Source organism: Streptomyces sp. NPDC002623 (assembly GCF_053592635.1).
On sequence record NZ_JBSFWB010000022.1, the window covers coordinates 60,886 to 74,493 of the forward strand.

Here is a 13,608-nt window from a genome sequence, read left to right on the forward strand (position 1 = left end):
GGGCCGTACCGATCCGCGCCCTTGCGGCATTCCTCCGTTTCTTCTCCTTGCTTCTGTTTCTTTCGATTCCCCCGAGGGGGCTTTGCCTTGCAGGCTGCCGTGACCGTCACGCCCGCCCGTATCCCCGAACTCCTGCTCGGCCTCGCCACCGTGCGGCCGGTGTTCCTCTGGGGTGCCCCCGGCATCGGAAAGTCCTCCCTGGTCAGGGAGTTCGCCGAGTCGCTCGGGCTGGAGTGCGTCAGTCTGCTCGGCACCCAGCTCGCGCCCGAGGACCTGATCGGCGTCCCGCAGATCCGCGACGGCCGGTCGGTGTTCTGCCCGCCGGAGGCGATCGCCCGTGACGAGCCGTACTGTCTGTTCCTGGACGAGCTCAACGCGGCCACGCCCGATGTCCAGAAAGCGTTCTACTCGCTGATTCTCGACCGCCGCATCGGCAACTACGAGCTGCCGAAGGGCTCGATCGTCATCGGCGCCGGCAACCGGGCCACGGACAACGCGCTCGCCCGGCCCATCGCCTCCGCGCTCGTCAACCGGCTCACCCACGTCCACCTGGAGGCGTCCCCGAAGGACTGGCTGAAGTGGGCCGCGGCCAACGCCATCCACCCGTGGGTCCTCGATCACCTGATCGACCGCCCCGACCACCTGTGGTCCAAGCCGCCGAAAACCGAGGAACCGTTTTCGACGCCCCGCTCCTGGCACATGCTCTCCGACGCGCTGCACTCCTTCGGACCGGGCCTCGACGAGGACACCCTGAAGGTCCTCGCGCACGGCACGCTGACGCCCGCGCACGCCACCGCCTTCTGCGGCTACGTCAAGATCGTGCGCAGCCGGTACGGCATCGAGGCCGTCCTCAAGGGCGACGCCCCCTGGCCGCACCGCGTCGAGGACCGTGACCTGCTCTACTACCTGGCCGAGTCGTTCCGCGGCCGGCTCCGCAAGGAACTGCCCGCCGTCAAGGAGCACATGTCGGCGAACGGCCGGCAGACGGCGTACCGAGCCAAGTCGCTGCTGGTGCAGCTCGCCGAGATCTCCGTCGAGGTCGCCCAGACCGTCATCGCCTCCGACGCCGACGGCAACCCCGTGCTGCCCGCCTGGTTCCTGGTCGAGGCGGCCCGGGACATGCCCCGCCTGGTGGAGGCGCGCCGGTGAGCCGCGGCGGGCGCGGCAAGAGGAAGCGGGACGCCGCCGCGGAGGCGTTCGCCGAGGGGGCGCGGCTGGTGCGGGCCAACCCGGCGCTGGCAGCCGTCGACTTCGGCGTCTGCCGTGAACCGGACTGCGCCGAGGCGCCCCGGGACGGGCTCCTCGTCGTCCACTCCAGCGGCCAGATCCACGCCCACCCCGACCGTATCGCCGACCCCGCCCTGTGGGCCTGGTCGCTCGCCCACGCCGCCCTGCATCTCGGCTTCGGGCATCTGCCGATCGCCCGGGGCGTACGCGTCCAGCCCGACCGCTTCGAACTCGCCGCGCGCTGTGCCGTCGTGAACCGTTTTCTGCTTACGTTTCCCATCGGGCGCGCCCCCGAGGATCTGCCGCGTGCCTACCCCGACGGCACCGAGGAGCAGCTCGCCGAGCGCTGGCGGAACAGCGGTCTGCCGCCCGTCTACGAGCACTGCGGGACCGCGGGCACGGAACCCGACCAGGTGCTCCTGACCTGGGAGGACCGGGGCCGGGGCAAGCCCCACGACTGGCAGCTGGGATTCGCCACCGCGCTCACCCGGACCGTGTCCGCCGCGATGGACATGGCCGGCGGCCGTCGCGACTCCCTCGACGGCGAGACGGCCGACCGACGCCCCTGGGAGGAGGCGCTGAGCTGGTTCGTCTCCTCGTACCCGCTGCTCGGCGGCATCGCGGCCGGCGTCAAACTCGTCGCCGACGCCGAACTCGCCCGCGCCTACGGCATCCAGGTCGCCGCCGTGAACGCGGAGGCGGGCGAGATCTACGTCAATCCGCTGCGCACCTTCGAGGACGAGGAGTGGCGGTTCATCCTCGCCCACGAGATGCTGCACGCCGCCCTGCGGCACGGCGACCGCTGCGGCACCCGCGACCCCTACCTCTTCAACGTCGCCTGCGATTACGTCGTCAACGGCTGGCTGCGCGAGATGCAGGTCGGCACGATGCCCGAAGGGCTGCTGTACGACGCGGAGTTGGCGGGCCTGTCCGGCGAGGAGGTCTACGACCGCATCGCCGGCGACCTGCGCCGGATGCGCCGCCTGGCCACCCTGCGCGGCAAGGGCCTCGGCGACATCCTCGGCGCCCCGATCGGCCCGCCCGGCGACCACGTCGACCTCGACGGCTTCTACCGCCGCGGCCTAGCCCAGGGCCTCGACCTGCATCAGCGGCAGGAACGCGGCTTTCTGCCCGGCGGGTTGGTCGAGGAGATCCGGGCGCTCAGCCACCCGCCGCTGCCCTGGGACGCCCGACTCGCCCGCTGGTTCGACGAGTTCGTACCGCGCCCCGAGCCGCTGCGGACGTACGCCCGTCCCGCGCGCCGCCAGGCCTCCACCCCCGACATCCCGCGCGCCGGCCGCTGGTTCCCGCCGGAGGAGATCGCGCGGTGCACCTTCGGCGTCGTCCTGGACACCTCGGGCTCCATGGACCGCACCCTCCTCGGCAAGGCGCTGGGCGCCATCGCCTCCTACGCCGAGGCCCGCGACGTACCGGCCGCCCGGGTCGTGTTCTGCGACGCGGCCCCGCACGACGCGGGCTACCTCCCGGTCACCGAGATCGCCGGCCGGGTCCGTGTGCACGGCCGCGGCGGCACGGTGCTGCAGCCCGGCATCGATCTGCTGCACCGCGCCGACGACTTCCCGCCCGGTGCGCCGGTCCTCGTCATCACCGACGGCTGGTGCGACGTCCTGCGGGTCCGCCGCGAGCACGCCTATCTGATCCCGCAGGGCAGCCGACTGCCGTTCACGGCACAGGGGCCGGTGTTCCAGGTGCGGTGAGGCGGAGTGTGATCGGATGGGGGACACGGAATCCCGTCCGACGGGAACCCCATCCGAAAGGAAGAATCGTGGCTACCACGCGCTCCGCACACACCGTCTGGGAAGGCAACCTGCTCGAGGGCAACGGTGTCGTGACCTTCGACTCCTCCGGCATCGGTGAGCAGCCGGTGTCGTGGCCGTCGCGCGCCGAGCAGGCGAACGGCAAGACCAGCCCCGAGGAGCTGATCGCCGCCGCCCACTCCAGCTGCTTCTCGATGGCACTGTCGCACGGCCTGGCCGGCGCCGGCACCCCGCCCACCAGGCTCACCACCTCGGCCGACGTCACCTTCCAGCCGGGTGAGGGCATCACGGGCATCCATCTGACCGTGGAGGGCACCGTGCCCGGCCTCGACGAGGACGGCTTCGTCGCCGCGGCCGAGGACGCCAAGGCCAACTGCCCCGTCAGCCAGGCCCTCAAGGCCGTCCCGATCACCCTCGCGGCCAAGCTCGCCTGAGCGAGCGCGCCGCGCCTGCACGTAGTTCGGGCCGGCATGCAGTGCACTGCATGCCGGCCCGTATGCGCTATTCGGCCACGTAGGTGCGGCGCACCCACGTGAAGACCCGCAGTTCGCGACCGTCGTGGTGCGCATGCCGTGTGTCGCTCGGCTCGTAGTGCTCATGCCGGTTGCCGAGGAAGAGCTTGAAGGGCTCGGCCGTGTTGGACAGGAAGCGGATCCTCTCGTCGGTGGGAATGAGAGGTCCGCCGCCCTCCAGGATGACGTTGGGGGTCTGCGCCATGAAAATTCACCCTCCATCCGGTGTCGGCACTGAGCTCTCTCCACTCTCAGGCCGAGGCGAGGCGAAGGGCTAGGACCGCCTGCACAAATGCCGATGCTCCGGTTGGTGCTGCAGCGCAGCTCTGAGCGGTTGCCGCTAGGGCTTGCGGGCGACGCCCGCGTACACCGGGACGATGCCTTCCGCCTGGGCGGCCACGTCCTCGGGGTCCGGCCGCCAGCCGGAGACCGGGATGACGCCCGGGCCGAGCAGCTCCAGGCCCTCGAAGAAGCGGGAGAACTCGGGGAGCGAGCGGGGGTGGAACGGGGTCCCGCTGCGCCGGAAGTTCTCGGCGGCCTTCTCGATGGCCTGCGGACTCAGGTCCGGGGTGACCTGGGAGAGGATCAGCCAGCTGCCCGGGGCGAGCGCGGCCACGTACCTCTTCAGCAGGCCGTACACGTCGTCGCCGGCCTCGTCCTCGCCCAGATAGTGCGTGAGCGCCACCAGCGACAGCGCGACCGGCTGCGCGAAGTCCAGGGATTCGCCGGCCCGCCGCAGCAGCGAGTCGAGGTCGCGGACGTCCGCGTGCACGTACTGCGTGGAGCCCTCGGCCGAGCTGTGCAGCAGCGCCTCCGCGTGCCGCAGCACGATCGGGTCGTTGTCCGCGTACACGATCTTGGACGCCGGGGCGACGCCCTGCGCCACCTGGTGCAGGTTGGGCTCGGTGGGGATGCCGGTGCCGATGTCCAGGAACTGGCGCAGACCGGCCTCGGCGGCCGCACGGGCGGCGCGCTGCATGAACCGGCGGTTGGCCCGCGCCCCGCGCAGCACCGTGCCGTCCACGGCGAGGATGCGACGGGCCAGCTCCTCGTCCACGGGGTAGTTGTCCTTGCCGCCCAGCCACCAGTCGTAGACACGGGCCGGATGCGGCCTGGTGGTGTCTATCGGGGCGGCGGCGGCCTGCTCTGCCTCGGATCCGGTCATAGCGGTTCTGCTCCTGGAGGATCGGTCGAGCGTCCGGAGGAACGTGGGGCCGCGTCGCGCGGGCGGCAGGCCGGCCGGTCGGCCGTGCTCAGAGGTCCGCGCGGACGTTCCGCAGGATCTCCTTGGTGCGCTGCGCGGACGCGGCATGGGTCGTCATGTGGTCGAGGACCTCCAGGTGCGCGGAGACCTCCTTGCGGTCGTCGAGGTACAGAGCACCGGTCAGATACTCGGTGACGACCATGTCGGGCAGCTCCGGCTCGGCGAAACGGAACAGCGAGAACGGCGCGGACGTCCCCGGATGCGGGCCGGACGCGAACTCGGAGACCTGCAGCGTGATCCGGTCGCGCTCGGCGAACTCCATCAGCTTGTCGAGCTGTTCGGCCATCACGTCCGCCTCGACGCTCACCGGGCGGCGCAGCACCGTCTCGTCCATCACCACCCACAGATGCGGCGGGTCGCCGCCTTCCAACAGCCGTTGACGGGCCATGCGCAGTGACACGTGCCGTTCGAGCGAATCCGGGGTCGTCCGCCCGACCGTCCCGGCCTCCAGCACGGCACGCGCGTAGGCCTCCGTCTGCAGCAGCCCGGGCACGAAGTGCGGCTCGTAGGAACGGATCAGCCGCGCCGCGCCCTCCAGGCTCACATACAGGCTGAACCACTCCGGCAGCACGTCGTGGTAGCGCTGCCACCAGCCGGGCCGGTTCGCCTCCTCGGTGAGCGAGACGAACGCCTCGGCCTCCGCCTCGGGGACGCCGTACGTCTCCAACAGCACCTGTACATAAGGGACCTTCAGGGCGACGTCGGCCGTCTCCATACGGCGCACGGTCGCCGCGGCCACGCGCAGGGCGCGGGCCGCCTCCTCGCGGCCGAGACCGGCCGCCTCGCGTAACTCCTGCAGCCGCCTGCCGAGTACTACCTGGCCCACCGTAGGTGCGGGCCGTCGCTCACTCACGCCACGTCTCCCCTACGTGTCCGGGCACGCGGGCCAGTGTGACACGTTCCAGCGTTGATCTCACGAGAACGGAGTCGAACATTCACCTGGGAACCTACCCGAAAATTTCACTGATGGATCATCAGTTCACCAGCGAATGAAGATATTTGGCCGTGGCGGGGTCCGCCGGGAGGAATGTCTCGATGGCCAGCTCGGCGACGGTCACGTCCATCGGGGTGTTGAAGGTGGCGACGGACGAGAGGAAGGAGAGCGTCCGCCCCTCGTGCTCGATCTGCATCGGCAGCGCGAAGTACGGTACGGGCTCGGCCTGTTCGACACCCGAGACGGCCTCGGGGGCCGGATAGGCGGCGACCTCCTCGTACAGCTCCCGCAGCGCCGCCGAGCGGTGCAGGGCGATCTGGCGCTCCATCTGCGCGAGCAGGTGGCCCCGCCACTCCCGCAGATTGCGGATGCGCGGCGCGAGGCCCTGCGGGTGGAGGGTGAGGCGCATCGCGTTGAGCGGCGGCGCGAGCAGGGACTCCGGGACGCCGTCCAGCAGCATCGCGATGCCCCGGTTGGCCGCCAGCACGTCGTACCGGGCGTCCATCACCAGCGCCGGATACGGCTCGTAGCCCTGGATCAGCCGTTCCATGCCCCCGCGCAGCGCGTCCAGCGCCGGGTCGTCCAGCGGGGTGTGCGGATAGCGGGGGGCGTGACCGGCCGCCAGGAGCAGCGCGTTGCGCTCGCGCACGGGCACGTCGAGGTGCTCGGCGAGCCGCAGCACCATCTCCTCGCTGGGCCGGGAGCGGCCCGTCTCGACGAAACTGATGTGCCGGGCCGAGGAGTCGGCGCGCAGCGCCAGCTCCAGCTGACTCATCCGCCGCCGCACCCGCCAGGCCCGCAGCAGCGGTCCGACGCCCTCACCGGCGGGTGCGGTGAAGCCGGAGTTCGTACTGGTCGAGACAATGGTCATAAGCACGACCGTAGTTGAGGCCCGAGGGTTCAAGGCCGAGGGCCGAGGGCCGAGGGTTGAGGGTTGCGGAGAGAGCGGATGAACGACTGGCGGAGGTCCTCGCTGGAGTCGGCGGCGGTGTACCGCGCCCGGGTCCGGGGCTGTCTCCTCGGCGGAGCTCTCGGCGACGCCCTCGGCTACGCCGTCGAGTTCTCCTCCCTCGACCACATCCGCGCGGCCCACGGCCCGAGGGGTCCGACCCGCCTCGTCCCGGACGGCGAGGGCGTGGTCGGCCGGGTCAGCGACGACACCCAGATGACGCTGTTCACCGTCGAGGGTCTGCGGACGGCGGCGAGGCGGGCCCGGCTGAAGGGCATCGGCGGCGCGGAGACCGCCCTGGTCCGCCAGGCCTACGGGCGCTGGCTGGAGACCCAGCAGCGGCAGGGACCGGCTGACGGAGTCAAGGGCGGTCTCCTCGCCGAGCGCTGGCTGTACGCCCGCCGCGCGCCCGGCAACGCCTGTCTCTCCGTGCGCTCGGCCCCCTTCGGACTAGGGCCTGTCCGGCCGATCATGCCCCAGACGCGGGGTCTGGCACGCACTCCCCCACTGCCTTAAAGGCGTGGGGGTACCCCCAGCGGCGTTGTCGTCGCTCGCCGACTCCCCCACGCTCGGCTTCGCTCGCGCGGGGGGACCCCCATCGCGTCGACTCCCTCCTCCGCCTTCCAGCTGCACGCACCACACCCCGCTCACCCATGTTCCAAGGCTCGGCCGGTTTCCTGTGACTTGATCGGCCGGACAGGCCCTAGCCCACCGCTCCGCCGATCAGGCCTTCGCGACGGCCGCCCGCTGCGCCCAGACGACCCACGGCCACCCCACCGGCTACTACGCGGCCGGTGCGCTCGCCGCGATCGTCGCGTACCTGGTGCAGGGGGAGTCCGTCGAGGGCGCGACGCTGCGCACCCTGCGGCTGCTCGGCCGCCACTCCGGTCACGAGGAGACCTCGGCCGCGTTGAACCAGGCCCTCGATCTGGCCGCCGAGCGTGAGCCGACTCCGGAGAAGGTGGAGAAGCTGGGCGCGGGCTGGGTCGCCGAGGAGGCCCTCGCCATCGGGGTCTACGCGGCGCCGGCCACCCGCCGGGTGGCGGACGCCCTGCTCCTGTCCGTGAACCACTCCGGCGACAGCGACTCCACGGGGTCGATCTGCGGCAACGTCCTGGGCGCCCGGCACGGCGACGTGGGGCTGCCGCACGAGTGGGTGGAGCAGGTCGAGGGGCGGGCCACGATCATCGCGCCGGCGGACGACCTTGCGGCGGAATGCGCTGGTGACTGAGCAGGGGAAACCCGTCTGACCAGGGCTGCGGCGGCTCTCCTGTGGCACGCTTGACAGGTATGCGCTGCCCAGGAAGGGAGCCGGGCCATGGCCGTCGAACCGCTGTCGCCGAAGGAGATCGAGGAGCGGCTGTCCGAGCTGCCCGGCTGGTCCCTGGACGGCGACCGCCTCACCCGCAGATACCGGCTCGGCTCCCACTTCGCCGCGACGGCCCTGGTCGTGCATGTCGCACGGATCCAGGAGGAGCTCGATCACCACTCCGAGCTGACCCTCGGCTACCACTCGGTGTCCCTCGCCGTGAACACCCACAGCGTGGGCGGCGCCGTCACCGAACTCGACTTCGAACTCGCCCGTCGAGTGACGGACGCGGCTCCCGCACACGGAGCGCACTGACCTGCGCGGACTGACTTGCGCGCACGGTCCTGTGCACGGACCTGCGCGTCGGCCCGCCGACCGGCACAGGCGCAGGCGCAGGCGTGGGCACGGGCAGAGGGACGAGTGCCGATCCGAGTACCGATACCGATACGGGTACAGGTACGGGTACGGGTACGGCTGCGACGGAACGGGAGCGCGGGTGCTGGACTACGACAAGGAAGCCGAACGCTACGACGTCTCGCGCGGCGGCGAGCCCCGGGCGGCCGCCGCCGCGGAGGGCGTCCTCGGCCTCGTCCCGGTTCAGGCGCGCAGCCTGCTGGACGTCGCCTGCGGCACGGGCATCGTCACCCGGCGGCTCGCGGCCGGCCGGGCGGGGCTGCGGGTGACGGGCGTGGACCGGGCGCCCGCCATGGCCCGGCACGCCGCCGCCCGGCTGCCCGGTGCGGTCGTCCTCGCCGACGGTCGCCGACTCCCCTTCAGGGAGGGGGAGTTCCACGCCGTCAGCAGCGTGTGGCTGCTGCACCTCGTCGAGGATCCCGTGGACGCGCGGCGGATCGTCGCCGAATGCGCCCGGGTGCTGCGGCCCGGCGGGACGTATGTCACCACGGTCGACAAGGGCGCCTCGCACAACGTGGGCAGCGACATCGATGTCGTACTGGCCTCGCGTCCGCGCCGGCCGGCCTCCGACACCGCCGCGCTCGTGGAGTCGTACGCCGTCGGATGCGGCCTGGTCCCGGCCGGGCAGGCCCGCTTCCCCGGCCGGGGGCAGGGCCGCAGCCCGCGTCGGGCCATCGCCGACCTGCGACGCGGGTGGTTCGTCACCCTGCCGCCGGGACACCCCCTGGCCGACGACTTCGCCGCCCGCCTCGCGGCCCTGCCCGACCAGGACCGGCCCCGCCCGGACCCCGCGTTCACGCTGAGGGCGTTCCGGAAACCGGTTCCTGGTTCGTTTCCGGACGGGTGAAGTCCATGACCCAGTTGGTCAGCCAGGTCTCCCCGCCGTCCAGCGAGAAGGCCTGCTCCCAGCGGGCGGACGTCGCCGAAACCCCCGACCAGACGAACCGGGCCCGCACGTCCTTGCCGTCGTGCGTGTCGTCGCCGTAGAACACACCGCGGTCGCGCCGCCGACCGTCACCGGAGTCGGCGCGGGAGTCTCCGTCGCCACCGAAGCAGCCGATCATCGGTGGAAACAGTCTGCCGCTGCTGCTGGACGACCAGTTCAGCGACCACAGACGGCTCTCCCGGTCGAAGAGCCGCAGGGTCAGCCCCTTTGCCCCGAGGTGCGGCATGTCGATCTCGTCGATGTTCGCGGCCCCGTCGAACAACGGCCGGCATCGGGTCGTGGACGGGAACTCCTCCCACTCGCTGTCGGCGTCGAGGAAGTCGGTGCGCCGACGGTGGCGGACCTCCCACTCGCCGTGGAGGAAGTCGAAGTCGTGCGGGCTGCTCATGTGCGGTCCCCCGTGGTGCCTTCGGGCAGGGAGTCGGCCAAGTAGGCCTCCAGGTCCGGGACTTGGGGTGCCTCGCGGGCGAGGATGTGCCGCACCCACGCGTCCCGTTCGTGCAGGATCGGCGGCAGTTCCCAGACGCAGCCGATCCACGGCACGTCCGGAGTGACGAAGTGGGTGGGGTCGAGGTCGGGGCAGCCCAGCACCGGCTGGCCCGCCGCCGCGCCCCGGAAGTGCAGGACGTTGTCCCATGCCCAGCTGTACGCGTTCAGGTAGGCGCCCGTGTCGTCGCCCCGGTGCAGCACGACGAACGTGGCGGGTGGCGTCCCGTCCGGCTCCGGCAGCAGCCGCGGCAGGATCGCGTACGCGGCCCGCTCCACCTCGGGTGCGATGCCCGCGGGGTCCCGGGTGACGTGGTAGCGCTTGATCCGCCGCCCCGCCACCTCGATGGGCGGCGGCACGGTCAGGAGCTTCTCGGCGAAGCCCGAGGGTGAGGTCGAGGTCATGGCGGCGACGTTAGGCGCGCTTCACTGACATCCTGTGTCAGTGAAGTCCAGTCGACTCGTCTCGATCCTCCTGCTGCTCCAGACCAGGGGCCGGATGACCGCCGCTCAGCTCGCCGAGGAGCTGGAGGTCTCGGTCCGCACGGTCTACCGGGACGTGGACGCGCTGAGCGCGGCGGGGGTCCCGCTGTACGGCGACGCCGGTCACGCCGGCGGCTATCGCCTGCTCGACGGCTACCGCACCCGCCTGACCGGGCTGAACGCGGACGAAGCAGAGGCCCTCTTCCTCGCCGGTGCGCCCGGTCCGGCCGCCGAACTGGGCCTGGGCTCGGTCCTCGCCGCCGCCCAGCTGAAGGTGCGGGCCGCGCTGCCGCCGGAACTGCGCGCCCACGCCGACCGGATCAGCGGACGCTTCCACCTCGACACGCCGGGCTGGTACGCGCAGGCGGAGGAGACGCCGTATCTCCCGGCGGTGGCGGACGCGGTGTGGAACAGCCGGGTGCTCCACGTCCGCTACCGCCGCTGGGCCGAACCCACCGACGTGGAGCGCCGTCTGGAACCGTACGGCCTGGTGCTGAAGGCGGGCCGCTGGTATGTCGTCGCGGGACCGGGCCCGCGCACCTTCCGCGTGGACCAGATCCTCGAACTCGCCGCCTCCGACGAGGAGTTCACCCGACCCGAGGACTTCGACCTGGCCGCGTACTGGACGGCGCACCAGCGGGACTTCCACGACCGGCTCCACCGGGGGGAAGCGGTCGTCCGACTCGCGCCCGGTGTGCGGCTGCCGAAGTCGGTCGACGGACCGACGGACGAGCGAGGGTGGACGCTCGCCACGGTCCCGATCGAGTCCGTCGATCACGCGCATGGCGAATTCCTGCGCCTGGGCACGGACATCGAGGTGCTGGAGCCGCCCGAACTGCGCGCACGCATGGCTCGCACGATTGCCGAACTGGCCGAAAGATACGGCAACTTGACTCCCCGCGGCGGCGACTGAGTGCGGAACCCGTCCGTCCTCTCTGGAGGTTCGTCCCGTGCAGCACCCGCACAGGCATCGCAGACGCCATGCCCTTCTCTCGGCGGCGACAGCCGCGGCCGCCCTCGTGGCCGCCGGCCTGACCGCACTCGGCACCGGCACCGCCGAAGCCGCCACCGCCCGCCAGGTCGAGAAGTTGGACCGGGGCGTCGTCAGCGTCCACACCGACAGCGGCAACCTGGTCAGCTGGCGCTGGCTCGGCACCGACCCGAACGACGTCTCCTTCAACGTCTACCGCGCCGGTGCGAAGGTCAACTCGACCCCGATCACCGGCTCCACCAACTACTTCCACTCCGGCGCGCCCGCCCAGGCCGACTACACGATCCGCGCGATCGTGAGCGGCGTCGAGCAAGCGGACTCCGTTCATGCGGTGCAACTGCGCACCGGTTACAAGGACGTTCCCATCTCCCCGCCCGCCGGCGGCACGACCCCCGACGGCGTGGCCTACACCTACGAGGCCAACGACGCCTCGGTCGGCGACCTGGACGGCGACGGCGCCCTGGACATCGTCCTGAAGTGGCAGCCGACCAACGCCAAGGACAACTCCCAGTCCGGCTACACCGGAAACACGATCCTCGACGGCGTCAAGCTCGACGGAACCCGGCTGTGGCGCGTCGACCTGGGCCGCAACATCCGCTCCGGCGCCCACTACACACAGTTCCAGGTGTACGACTACGACGGCGACGGCAAGGCCGAGGTCGCGACCAAGACCGCCGACGGCACGGTGGACGGCGCCGGCACGGTGATCGGCAGCTCCTCCGCCGACTACCGCAACTCCAGCGGCTATGTGCTCTCCGGCCCCGAGTATCTGACCATGTTCAACGGCCAGACCGGCAGGGCGATGCAGTCCGTCGACTACGTCCCGGCCCGCGGCACGGTCTCGTCCTGGGGCGACTCGTACGGAAACCGCGTCGACCGCTTCCTCGCGGGAACCGCTTACCTGGACGGCGCACGCCCGTCGTTGATCATGGCGCGGGGTTACTACACGCGCACGGTGATCGCGGCCTGGGACTGGCGGAACGGCTCCTTCACCCGCCGCTGGACCTTCGACAGCTCCTCCTCCACCAACACCGGCAAGGGCTACGACGGCCAGGGCTCCCACAGCCTCTCCGTCGGGGACGTGGACGGCGACGGCAAGGACGAGATCGTCTACGGTGCGATGGCGGTCGACGACAACGGAAACGGCCTGTGGACGACGAAGACCGGCCACGGCGACGCCCAGCACCTCGGCGACCTGGACCCCTCGCACGCCGGCCTGGAGTACTTCAAGGTCTCGGAGTCGACGTCCCAGCCCGCCGAGCTGTACATCAACCCGGCGAACGGCACGGTCAACTGGTCCATAGCGGCCTGCTGCGACAATGGCCGCGGGGTCGCCGGTGACATCTGGGCGGGCAACGACGGAGCCGAGGTCTGGTCGGCCTCCGACGCCTCGATCCGCGACGAGGCGGGAGCCACGAAGGGCCGCGAACCGTCCTCGGTCAACTTCCTCTCCTGGTGGGACGCCGACCCCGTCCGCGAACTCCTCGACGGCACCCACATCGACAAGTACGGCACGGCCTCGGACACCCGCCTGCTGACCGGCTCGGGCGTCCACTCCAACAACAGCACCAAGGCCACCCCGTCCCTGTCGGGCGACATCCTCGGCGACTGGCGCGAGGAGGTCGTCTGGCCCACGTCGGACAACACGGCACTGCGGATCTACTCGACCCCCGTCGAGACGACCACGAAGATCACCACCCTGCTCCACGACACGATGTACCGCACCGGCCTGGCCTGGCAGAACACGGCCTACAACCAGCCGCCGCACCCGAGCTTCTTCCTCGGCAACGGCATGGCGACGGCACCGAGGCCGACGGTGTACACCCCCTGACGAGGACGTGCCGAGGCCCCGCCCGGAGCAGCGGGGCGGGGCCTCGGCACGGTCGTGCGGCAGATCAGTTCAGCGCCTTGGGCACGCTCCCGATGAACTGGATGGCAGGCCAACCGCGAGAGGTGAGCAGCTCGTTGATGGCGTCGGCGACATCCAGCGCGGTGACCTTCTGCGCCGTGGGCGAGGACATGAAGTCGATGTTGAAGGACACGACAATGCTCCCCTCCTCGGGGCCCGGCGGGGTGACTCCACGGAACGGGACGTTCCAGCCCCAGTCCGGGTCCGTCTCCGTCTCCGTCTCCGTCTCGGCGGCCTGTGCGGCGCCGACGCTCCCCTCGGCCTGGGCCTGGGCCTGGGCCTCGGCCTCTGCCTGCGCCGGGCCGGCGGACGCGAGGACCGCTCCCGCCGCGGCCGAACTCGAATAGCCCAACAGGGCGCGTCTGGACACTCCCATGTTCCCCTCCAAGCTCTTCTGCCTCCTGGG

Annotated in this window: 14 protein-coding genes and 1 pseudogene; 8 read left to right on the top strand and 7 right to left on the bottom strand. The window is 71.4% G+C overall.

Annotated elements, in window-relative coordinates:
- Positions 1-87: 87 nt before the first annotated feature.
- From ACWD4O_RS33025 to ACWD4O_RS33035, 3 genes are all read left to right on the top strand, one after another.
- Positions 88-1,149 (top strand): ATP-binding protein, encoded by a 1,062-nt coding sequence (locus tag ACWD4O_RS33025; RefSeq protein ID WP_451285538.1) that lies wholly within the window; start codon positions 88-90, stop codon positions 1,147-1,149.
- Positions 1,146-2,945, top strand: a complete 1,800-nt coding sequence (locus ACWD4O_RS33030) for a vWA domain-containing protein (RefSeq protein ID WP_451285540.1) — start codon at positions 1,146-1,148, stop codon at positions 2,943-2,945. The genes ACWD4O_RS33025 and ACWD4O_RS33030 overlap by 4 nt, the downstream gene beginning before the upstream one ends.
- A gap of 68 nt (positions 2,946-3,013) precedes the next feature.
- Entirely contained in the window at positions 3,014-3,439 is a 426-nt protein-coding gene (locus ACWD4O_RS33035; RefSeq protein ID WP_363172626.1) for an OsmC family protein, read from the top strand.
- Positions 3,440-3,506: 67 nt separating this feature from the next.
- Here ACWD4O_RS33035 and ACWD4O_RS33040 read toward each other — a convergent pair whose 3' ends face one another.
- The 4 genes from ACWD4O_RS33040 to ACWD4O_RS33055 form a co-directional block, all read right to left on the bottom strand.
- Positions 3,507-3,722: a DUF5988 family protein gene (locus tag ACWD4O_RS33040; RefSeq protein WP_451285542.1), complete on the bottom strand. Its 216-nt coding sequence runs from the start codon at positions 3,720-3,722 to the stop codon at positions 3,507-3,509.
- 135 nt (positions 3,723-3,857) lie between these two features.
- Positions 3,858-4,682, bottom strand: a complete 825-nt coding sequence (locus ACWD4O_RS33045) for an SAM-dependent methyltransferase (protein ID WP_451285544.1) — start codon at positions 4,680-4,682, stop codon at positions 3,858-3,860.
- A gap of 88 nt (positions 4,683-4,770) precedes the next feature.
- Positions 4,771-5,634 (bottom strand): helix-turn-helix domain-containing protein, encoded by an 864-nt coding sequence (locus ACWD4O_RS33050; RefSeq protein WP_451285546.1) that lies wholly within the window; start codon positions 5,632-5,634, stop codon positions 4,771-4,773.
- A gap of 121 nt (positions 5,635-5,755) precedes the next feature.
- Positions 5,756-6,586 carry a helix-turn-helix domain-containing protein gene (locus ACWD4O_RS33055; protein WP_451285548.1) on the bottom strand — a complete coding sequence of 277 codons (831 nt, stop codon included), beginning with the start codon at positions 6,584-6,586 and terminating at the stop codon, positions 5,756-5,758.
- Between the two features lie 78 nt (positions 6,587-6,664).
- Between ACWD4O_RS33055 and ACWD4O_RS33060 the strand changes: the two are divergent.
- From ACWD4O_RS33060 to ACWD4O_RS33070, 3 genes and pseudogenes are all read left to right on the top strand, one after another.
- Positions 6,665-7,895, top strand: a pseudogene (locus ACWD4O_RS33060) (ADP-ribosylglycohydrolase family protein).
- An 87-nt stretch (positions 7,896-7,982) separates the two neighbouring features.
- Entirely contained in the window at positions 7,983-8,288 is a 306-nt protein-coding gene (locus ACWD4O_RS33065; RefSeq protein WP_450947042.1) for a 4a-hydroxytetrahydrobiopterin dehydratase, read from the top strand.
- A 181-nt stretch (positions 8,289-8,469) separates the two neighbouring features.
- Positions 8,470-9,234 (top strand): class I SAM-dependent methyltransferase, encoded by a 765-nt coding sequence (locus ACWD4O_RS33070; protein WP_451285549.1) that lies wholly within the window; start codon positions 8,470-8,472, stop codon positions 9,232-9,234.
- Here ACWD4O_RS33070 and ACWD4O_RS33075 read toward each other — a convergent pair.
- Both ACWD4O_RS33075 and ACWD4O_RS33080 read right to left on the bottom strand, forming a co-directional pair.
- Complete coding sequence (locus tag ACWD4O_RS33075) at positions 9,182-9,721, bottom strand: hypothetical protein (RefSeq protein ID WP_451285551.1); 540 nt, start codon at positions 9,719-9,721, stop codon at positions 9,182-9,184. The two genes, ACWD4O_RS33070 and ACWD4O_RS33075, sit on opposite strands and share 53 nt — an antisense overlap.
- Complete coding sequence (locus ACWD4O_RS33080) at positions 9,718-10,224, bottom strand: hypothetical protein (protein WP_451285552.1); 507 nt, start codon at positions 10,222-10,224, stop codon at positions 9,718-9,720. Before ACWD4O_RS33080 ends, ACWD4O_RS33075 begins: the two co-directional genes overlap by 4 nt.
- A 40-nt stretch (positions 10,225-10,264) precedes the next feature.
- Between ACWD4O_RS33080 and ACWD4O_RS33085 the strand changes: the two genes are divergently transcribed.
- Both ACWD4O_RS33085 and ACWD4O_RS33090 read left to right on the top strand, forming a co-directional pair.
- Positions 10,265-11,215, top strand: coding sequence for a helix-turn-helix transcriptional regulator (locus ACWD4O_RS33085; RefSeq protein ID WP_451285554.1), 951 nt, complete (start codon positions 10,265-10,267; stop codon positions 11,213-11,215).
- 37 nt (positions 11,216-11,252) lie between these two features.
- Positions 11,253-13,124, top strand: a complete 1,872-nt coding sequence (locus ACWD4O_RS33090) for a rhamnogalacturonan lyase (protein ID WP_451285556.1) — start codon at positions 11,253-11,255, stop codon at positions 13,122-13,124.
- 64 nt (positions 13,125-13,188) lie between these two features.
- Here the strand turns inward: ACWD4O_RS33090 and ACWD4O_RS33095 are convergent, their stop codons facing one another.
- Positions 13,189-13,578: a hypothetical protein gene (locus tag ACWD4O_RS33095; RefSeq protein WP_451285558.1), complete on the bottom strand. Its 390-nt coding sequence runs from the start codon at positions 13,576-13,578 to the stop codon at positions 13,189-13,191.
- Between the last annotated feature and the right edge of the window lie 30 nt (positions 13,579-13,608).

Bases quoted from the DNA above. Each gene is read 5' to 3' on its own strand.
- ACWD4O_RS33045 (WP_451285544.1), bottom strand. From the start codon at position 4,682: ATGACCGGATCCGAGGCAGAGCAGGCCGCCGCCGCCCCGATAGACACC.
- ACWD4O_RS33080 (WP_451285552.1), bottom strand. From the start codon at position 10,224: ATGACCTCGACCTCACCCTCGGGCTTCGCCGAGAAGCTCCTGACCGTG.
- ACWD4O_RS33055 (WP_451285548.1), bottom strand. From the start codon at position 6,586: ATGACCATTGTCTCGACCAGTACGAACTCCGGCTTCACCGCACCCGCC.
- ACWD4O_RS33065 (WP_450947042.1), top strand. From the start codon at position 7,983: ATGGCCGTCGAACCGCTGTCGCCGAAGGAGATCGAGGAGCGGCTGTCC.
- ACWD4O_RS33075 (WP_451285551.1), bottom strand. From the start codon at position 9,721: ATGAGCAGCCCGCACGACTTCGACTTCCTCCACGGCGAGTGGGAGGTC.
- ACWD4O_RS33095 (WP_451285558.1), bottom strand. From the start codon at position 13,578: ATGGGAGTGTCCAGACGCGCCCTGTTGGGCTATTCGAGTTCGGCCGCG.
- ACWD4O_RS33040 (WP_451285542.1), bottom strand. From the start codon at position 3,722: ATGGCGCAGACCCCCAACGTCATCCTGGAGGGCGGCGGACCTCTCATT.